This is a genomic window from Ventrimonas faecis (assembly GCF_040096075.1).
GTDB classification, from domain to species: Bacteria; Bacillota; Clostridia; order Lachnospirales; family Lachnospiraceae; genus Brotaphodocola; species Brotaphodocola faecis.
This window is the reverse complement of the sequence record NZ_JBBMFJ010000004.1, coordinates 135,381-142,732: the sequence shown is the minus strand read 5'-3', so window position 1 is coordinate 142,732 and position 7,352 is coordinate 135,381. Positions and strand designations below refer to the sequence as shown.

Annotated in this window: 8 protein-coding genes; 1 reads left to right on the top strand and 7 read right to left on the bottom strand. The window is 48.8% G+C overall.

What is annotated here, in order from left to right; translation table 11 throughout:
* Both WMO41_RS03725 and citD read right to left on the bottom strand, forming a co-directional pair.
* A partial coding sequence (locus WMO41_RS03725; RefSeq protein WP_349228610.1) for an HpcH/HpaI aldolase/citrate lyase family protein occupies window positions 1-530 on the bottom strand: 530 nt, incomplete at its 3' end.
* Entirely contained in the window at window positions 530-829 is a 300-nt protein-coding gene (gene citD / locus WMO41_RS03720) for a citrate lyase acyl carrier protein (protein WP_118532484.1), read from the bottom strand. The genes WMO41_RS03725 and citD, both read right to left, overlap by 1 nt.
* 328 nt (window positions 830-1,157) lie before the next feature.
* Here citD and WMO41_RS03715 point away from each other — a divergent pair, with 328 nt between their 5' ends.
* Entirely contained in the window at window positions 1,158-2,096 is a 939-nt protein-coding gene (locus WMO41_RS03715; RefSeq protein ID WP_349228609.1) for a LysR family transcriptional regulator, read from the top strand.
* A gap of 107 nt (window positions 2,097-2,203) precedes the next feature.
* On the opposite strand, the gene WMO41_RS03710 is transcribed toward WMO41_RS03715, so the two are convergent.
* From WMO41_RS03710 to aroB, 5 genes are all read right to left on the bottom strand, one after another.
* Window positions 2,204-3,850 carry a C40 family peptidase gene (locus WMO41_RS03710; protein WP_349228608.1) on the bottom strand — a complete coding sequence of 549 codons (1,647 nt, stop codon included), beginning with the start codon at window positions 3,848-3,850 and terminating at the stop codon, window positions 2,204-2,206.
* Between the two features lie 154 nt (window positions 3,851-4,004).
* Entirely contained in the window at window positions 4,005-4,649 is a 645-nt protein-coding gene (locus WMO41_RS03705; protein WP_353963960.1) for a cytidylate kinase-like family protein, read from the bottom strand.
* 142 nt (window positions 4,650-4,791) lie between these two features.
* On the bottom strand, window positions 4,792-5,727 hold the full coding sequence (locus tag WMO41_RS03700; protein WP_349228606.1) for an RluA family pseudouridine synthase: 936 nt from the start codon (window positions 5,725-5,727) through the stop codon (window positions 4,792-4,794).
* Window positions 5,703-6,224, bottom strand: coding sequence for a signal peptidase II (gene lspA / locus WMO41_RS03695; RefSeq protein WP_349228605.1), 522 nt, complete (start codon window positions 6,222-6,224; stop codon window positions 5,703-5,705). Before lspA ends, WMO41_RS03700 begins: the two co-directional genes overlap by 25 nt.
* Window positions 6,205-7,323, bottom strand: a complete 1,119-nt coding sequence (gene aroB / locus WMO41_RS03690; protein WP_349228604.1) for a 3-dehydroquinate synthase — start codon at window positions 7,321-7,323, stop codon at window positions 6,205-6,207. Before aroB ends, lspA begins: the two co-directional genes overlap by 20 nt.
* Window positions 7,324-7,352 lie beyond the last annotated feature (29 nt).

Genomic DNA, 7,352 nt, shown 5'->3' with positions numbered 1-7,352 from the left:
TCTACACCGGTTCCGGTGATCACGGTCTGCAGATCCTTGGTGTAGTCACCGCCGGAAAGGGCGATACCGATCAGACGGTCAGAAGACTTACAAACCTCAAGGGCGTTCAGGACACCTTTACAGGACTCCAGTGCTGCCATCAGAAGAGTGGAACCTTCCGGTCTGCCAAACTCTCTCTCTGCTGCCAGTACATGCTCTTCTACAGTATGTACGTCCTGTGCGGTCTCGGTCTTTGCGATACGGATGGTATCTGCTCCGCCTGCCACGCAGACACGGATATCTTCTTTCCAGTGCGGGGTGTCCAGTCCGTTAATGCGGACAACGCGCTCAACTCCGCGGTAATCAATCTCCTGCAGCGCATGATACAGGGAGTATCTTGCTGCATCTTTCTGGTTCTCTGCTACTGCGTCCTCCAGATCCAGCATAATGGAATCCGGTTTGTAGATGTACGGATCCTTGATCAGGCCCGGCTTCTGGCAGTTTAAGAACATCATGGAACGTCTCAGTCTTTTTTTATTCGGATGGCTCATTATTTAATTACACCTCCCCACGGAAGATTCTCAGTGATATCGTTGGAACGGTATACTGCGCACTCAACGCGTGCTTTTAATGTGCAGTCTAAAGCACCCTTGTCCACTACAGTCACCTTTGCGTCTTTGACATCCAGACGGTTTAAGGTCTCAAGGACGGTTGCTTTAATCTGCTTTCCAAACTGATGGATGACACTGCTCTCGATGGAAAGCTCAACAGTACCATTTCCTGGCTCTACGGTAACCTGGGCATCGCTGGATTCCAGAGTACCTGCCATGGCAGCTTTCTTTACTTCCATTTTCTTCCTCCTTTTGTCCGAAGACAATCAATACTTCTTCGCCGTATGTTTTTGCTATCACACACCGGTTTTTTGTTCATCCTCAGTGTATCACTCGAAATACAATCTTTCAAATACTTAAATTATTATGGCGTATATAAGGTTATCTCTATGTCATTTCTGCTTTTGATATTTTTTGTCCTATAGCCTGTAAATAAAAAACTTATATAGATTCAGATTTCTCCTCACAATTGAATCCACTCCGGATTTATGATATTATAATAGAAAATTTCGTTTCTTTTTTTATCAAAACAGAACGATAAAATGTCACAGAAAGGGAGTCTTTCTTATGAATATCAAACACGCCCAGTACATGCTGACCGTAATGCAGGAGGGGAGCATCACCGCAGCCGCAAAAAAGCTTTACATTTCCCAGCCCTCCTTAAGCCAGATGATCAAACTGGTGGAGACCAATCTCGGCACCTCTATCTTTAACCGCTCCACAGATCCCATCACGCTGACTTATGCCGGTGAAAAATATATTGAAGCAGCCAAACAGATCCTCACCATCAACAATAACCTGCAAAAAGAAATTGACGAAATCAACCACGAAGACCACGGCTGCCTGAAACTGGGCATTCCGGTTCAGCGTGCCATGCAGGTACTTCCCTATGTATTGCCCCGCTTTATGAAACAGTACCCTTATGTGGATATTGATCTGCATGAACATGGTTCTGCCATTACCGAATCCATGCTGATTGAAGGAGCCATCGATCTGGCCTGCCTGACCACCTATCCCAAACACGAAGAGCTGAACTATATCTTAATTGAAGATGAAGATCTGGTCCTTCTGACCAGCCGGAATACAGATCTGGCCAAACGGATTCCATCCGGAACACCCATTGAAATTACGGAAGCCCGGCATGAGAAATTTATTTCCAGCAAAGAGGGACATAATGTCAGTACCGTACAAAAACAGCTCTTTGCCACGTATGACATACAGCCGGATATTCTTTTAAAAACCACCAGCATTGAAGTCGGTAAGCGCACTGCCATTGCCTGCGACGCCGTCATGATCTGCCCGATCAACTATGTGGAGATGTCTCCGGAATTATATCCATACTGTGCTGTTTACCCCATCAAAGGTATTGAAAACCAGAGAAGTTTCTATCTCTGCCACCGCAAGGACTTATACCTTACCAAATATATGCGGGATTTCATCCATATCCTGACGGAAGTAAAAAAGCCGTTCCTGCATGGAACCGTATTCTCCGGCGCAACCCGCTAAACATCTGGTCACTTCGGACCGGTATGGAAAACGAAAAAAGGATTTCCCATCTGCTCTGTGCAACATGGGAAATCCTTTTTTCGTATCTGATTTTATGTTTGTTTTCATTAGTCCAGGAAGGACCGGATGGTCTTCGGGGTGCGATAATTCCAGGTAGAAATCTTGATTCCGCTTCTGCGGCTTGCCGCATGGACAATCTGTCCGTTTCCAATATACATGGCAACATGGTTGACCGTTCCCTTACTGTTGGTATAGAAGATCAGGTCACCCGGACGCATCTCACTGGACTTCACAGCCCGGCCGGTCTTCGCCTGCTCTCTGGAGGTTCTCGGAAGGCCGACGCCTGCCACATGGCTCAGCACATACTTCACGAAACCAGAGCAGTCCGCACCGGTATGCGGGTCATTGCCTCCCCAGACATAACGTCCTCCCACAAACTGCAGCGCGTAGTTCACCACCTGGCTGCGCAGGGATGCGGCCTGGTTTGCTTTCTCCTCCAGCGGTGAGAATTTGATGGCTTCGTTTAAGGCATAGCGCACTTCCACGTTGTTGTCGCGGGTGGAAATGTAGGCGTTGTCGGCGCTCTCTCCGCTGTCTCCGTCACCGGTATCCAGTTCGATCTCTACCCAGCCATCTAACTGGGATACCACCGAATAACGTTCTTCCTTGGAAATCTGTGTCCAGATTTTGGCATCTGTATTCGGTTCCGCCCGGACATTCAGACGGTCCGTGGTCACGATGGCCATTAAGGATGCCGCGCTCACCGCCAGGTCCTTTGCTTCCTGTCCCACCGCTACGTACTGGGGATCCGCCGTCACATAACCGGTGATGGAACCAGATTTGATCTTATACCAGCCATCCAGTGTCTCCAGAATCTCTCCGGCTGCCTTACCTGGCAGTTTGCCGATGATGTTGGCCTGGGAATCCGTGCTTGGCTCCTTACGGATATTCAGGTAATTGTTTACCTTGGAGATCAGCAGATTGTCGTACTGGTTTAAGGCCATAGCCTTTAAATCCAGCTTGCGGGCCTCATTTAGGGCCAGTCCCACCGTAACATAGTCTGCGGAAATATAGCCGTCCGGTATCTTCACCCAGCCTTCCAGTTCTTCCTCTACCACATAGCGCTCATTGGCCAGAGCCTGCCCCACCACATTCGCCGGATCCAGTACCGGTTCCTGACGGATATTCAGCTTTTCGGTCTCAACAATGGCCATCTTTGTGACGTAATCCAGAGCTTTTTTGCGGGCCTCATCTCCGCTGATGATGTATTGGTTATGGATATAACCCTCAATGCCTCCGGAAGAAATGTGGTCCCAGTCCCCCTCGGTTCCAAGAATCTCACAGGCACTGTTCTGCTCCAGCTTTCCGATGATATTTCCGTCGGCCCCCGGAGTCTCCCGGACATTTAAGTAACCGGAAACCTGCACCAGGCCAAGGTTCTGATAGGAATCCACGACGGCCTGTTTTTCAGCTTCTTCCACATGAACATCCTGCGCTTCGGCTTCCACGGAAAGTGCCGCGGCCTCCTCCGAATCCGGATTTTCTGCCTCCGCGTTGGAGCCGGTCGCAATCGTTACGTTCCCGGCATTTCCGGATAGAGCCGGAAAACCGCCTTTTTTCCACACAAAAAAAACGCACAGAACCAGAAGGAGCAGAACCGTTCCGATTCCTGCATAATGCAGATACCGTGCTCGTTTTCTGCGCCTTCTGGCTCTCTTTAAAATCTGGGTATAGTCTTTTTTTTCTTCAGACATGGTATTTCTCCTCACTCATGTGTTACTGTTCACACGTTGTGCAAACAGTAACCAATTATGCCACTACTCAGTATATCATACCTTGTCTGATATTTTAAGCGATAGATGTGAAAAAAGTATTAATTTTCTATTACATCTATTACATCTATTACATTTATTCTGCTTTTTCCTTGTTCTGCGCTTCTTTCGCTTTGGCAAAGGCAATAATCATGTCTGCTGTGCCATCCGGACCAAGCACGGAACTGTTGATGCACATATCGTAGCTTCTGGAATCGCCCCACTTCTTACTGGAATAATAGTTGTAGTAGCTGGAACGTTTCTTGTCGGTTTTTACCATAATATCCTTCGCCTTGGCATCGTCAACATTGTAAAGATCCTTGATGCTCTTTAATTTATCCTCGTCATTTCCGGTAATAAATACGGAAGCCGTATTCGGATAATCTGCCAGTGCGTAATCCGCGCAGCGGCCTACAATTACACAGGACTCCTCGTTGGCCAGTTTCTTGATGGTATCGAACTGTGCCAGAAAGATCTTGTGGTTGATCGGCATATCCATATAGGCCGAAGTGGTATAGCCAAGAGAATAGGTATCCATAACCAGAGAGTATAAAAAACTGCTGGTCGGTTTTTCATCATGGGTTTCAAACAGCTCCTCGCACAGGCCGCTTTCTTTGGCTGCTTTGGTAAGAAGTTCCCTATCGTAACACTTCACGCCCAGTTTTTCCGCGATCTTCTGACCGATCATCTTACCGCCGCTTCCGCACTGACGTCCGATTGTAATAACAAGATTTCCTCTCATACTATCTTCTCCTTTCAGCATACACATGATGTAATTCTTTTATTAATTAGATTATAGCACAAAACTTTCCAAATGTATAGGAACACTTTGGTGCATTTTGTCTATTTTCAGATAATTTTTGTAACATCCGCATCTTCCGGCTTTAATCCTGCTCCAGCTTTCGCAGCAGCTTTTCAAAATACTCCGGAAGCGGAGCCTGAAACTCCATGTACTTTCCCGTGGTGGGATGGATAATCCCCAATACTCCCGCATGCAGCGTCTGGCCCTGAAGACCAGAAAACGGTACCTTTGCCGGACCATAAACCTGATCTCCAAGAAGTGGATGACCGATACTGGCCATGTGCACACGAATCTGGTGTGTCCGCCCGGTTTCCAGCTGGCATTCCACATAGGTGAAGCGCCGGAACCGCTTCAGCACATGGTAATGCGTGACTGCTTCTTTTCCGTTTTTCTCATTGATGCTCATCTTCTTGCGGTCCACCGGATGCCGTCCGATGGGGGCATTCACCGTGCCATCGTCCTCTTTGATCACACCATGGACAATCGCGTAATATTTGCGGGTGATGGAATGAACCTTCAGCTGCTCTGCAATGGCATTGTGGGCCTTATCATTTTTGCAGACGATCAGGACTCCGGTGGTATCCATGTCAATGCGGTGTACAATGCCTGGCCGCATGACGCCGTTGATGCCGGAAAGCTCATCTTTGCAGTGATGCATCAGGCCATTTACCAGTGTGCCGGTGTAATGCCCGGCCGCCGGATGTACCACCATTCCCTTTGGTTTATTGATGAGAATGATGTCTTTATCTTCATAGAGGATATCGAGATCCATAGGCTCTGCCTCAATCTCCGGTTCTACCGCCTCCGGTACCTCCAGGCAGATCCGGTCTCCCTCTGCCAGCCTGTAATTGCTCTTTACCGTTTTTCCATTGACTTCTACGCCGCCGTCCTTTAACAGCTTCTGAAGATAAGAACGGGAAAGATCTGCCAGCTGTTCACTTAAATATTTATCAATCCGCTGTCCTGCAGCAGATTCCACAGTCAGTTCGTAGATCACCGACGATCCCCTTTCTTCCATTCAAAAATCGCAAGATCCTCCTCCTTGTAGAAAAAGCAGAGGAAGAAAAGCAGCGCTGCCGTAGCCGTAGTCACATAAATATCCGCCACATTGAAGATTGGAAAATCGATCAGCTTAAAGTAAAGAAAATCCACTACATAGCCCTGGCTGGTGCGGTCCACCATGTTCCCCAGCGCTCCCGCAGTAATCAGAATGGTGCAGACGCGCAGACCCAGATAGCGCAGGCTGCTCCAGCCCGGCATGCGCCACATCACATAGATGGCTGCGGCTACCACTACAGCTCCGATCACAAAGAAAAATCCCTGTTTTCCCTGCAGCATGCCAAAAGCCGCGCCGCGGTTTTCGGAGTACAGCAGTTCAAACACACCATCCAGAATCACAAAGGGAGTCTTTCCCTTTAAATGCGCGACCGCAAGAAGCTTTGTGTACTGGTCAAAAAGCACCAGGGCCAGACTCAGAGCTGCCCAGGAAAGCAGATTAAATCCTCTCGTCTTCATCAGAACCTCCCATCAGCCAGTCCAGGCATGTGTTCATTTCCTCATCGGTCACTGTGCGGTCAATGAACGCCTCACCAATCCGGTGCAGCAGAATGAATTTAATTTTGCCGGAATCCATCTTTTTATCGTTCTTCGTGGCAGCAATGATTTCTTCTTTGGAAAGTTCAAAATCCGCAATGGATATCGGGAGTCCAAACTGGAAAAACACTTCCCGGATCTGCAGCGCCTCTTCCATGGTAATCTCCCCGCGCTTTGCGGAAAGTCCGGCTGCTGCCACACTGCCCAGTGCCACACACTGGCCATGAAGCAGGTGAAAATGCATCAGTTTTTCAATGGCATGCCCCAGAGTATGTCCAAAGTTTAAGATGCCGCGGATTCCCTGCTCGGTCGGATCCTGTTCGACCACATCCCGCTTGATGCGGCAGCTGACCAGGATCATCTGCTCACAGACAGAAAGATCCCGCGCAAGAATCTCCTCCCGGTGAGCCTGCAGCCACTCATAATAATCCGCGTCCATGATCAGGCCATGCTTGATGACCTCGCCCATACCACAGGCAAACTGCTCCTCCGTCAGGGTTAACAGGCTGGAAGCTGCGGTATAAACCAGCTGCGGCATGTGAAACGCGCCGACCATGTTCTTATAGGCGTCAAAATCCACACCGGTCTTACCGCCGATACTGGAATCCACCTGGGAAAGCAGTGTGGTAGGCACCTGAATAAACCGAATACCGCGCAGGTAGGTTGCCGCGGTAAATCCGCAGAGATCACCGACCACACCGCCGCCCAGAGCAACCAGCATATCATTGCGGTCATAATGGTTCTGGATCAGAAACTCGTATAAATCCCGGACTGTATCCAGGTTCTTGTTCTCCTCTCCGGCCGGGAACACGAAAAGATGCACTTCTCTGCAGACCGGCTCCAGCTGGCGGATCACGGTATCACTGTAAAGTTCTGCGACCGTGCTGTCCGTCACCACACAAAGTCTCCGGTCCCGCACGGAAAGGGAAGCCACCTCCTGTCCCAGTCTGTCATAATTTTCTTCCATTACAATATCATAAATTGGTTTTCCATCCCGATGTACGGTCATGCGATCACTCATGATGTCTGTACTCCTTTTTTGTATTTTAA

Bases quoted from the DNA above. Each gene is read 5' to 3' on its own strand.
- citD (WP_118532484.1), bottom strand. From the start codon at position 829: ATGGAAGTAAAGAAAGCTGCCATGGCAGGTACTCTGGAATCCAGCGAT.
- WMO41_RS03715 (WP_349228609.1), top strand. From the start codon at position 1,158: ATGAATATCAAACACGCCCAGTACATGCTGACCGTAATGCAGGAGGGG.
- WMO41_RS03710 (WP_349228608.1), bottom strand. From the start codon at position 3,850: ATGTCTGAAGAAAAAAAAGACTATACCCAGATTTTAAAGAGAGCCAGA.
- WMO41_RS03705 (WP_353963960.1), bottom strand. From the start codon at position 4,649: ATGAGAGGAAATCTTGTTATTACAATCGGACGTCAGTGCGGAAGCGGC.
- WMO41_RS03700 (WP_349228606.1), bottom strand. From the start codon at position 5,727: ATGGAAGAAAGGGGATCGTCGGTGATCTACGAACTGACTGTGGAATCT.
- lspA (WP_349228605.1), bottom strand. From the start codon at position 6,224: ATGAAGACGAGAGGATTTAATCTGCTTTCCTGGGCAGCTCTGAGTCTG.
- aroB (WP_349228604.1), bottom strand. From the start codon at position 7,323: ATGAGTGATCGCATGACCGTACATCGGGATGGAAAACCAATTTATGAT.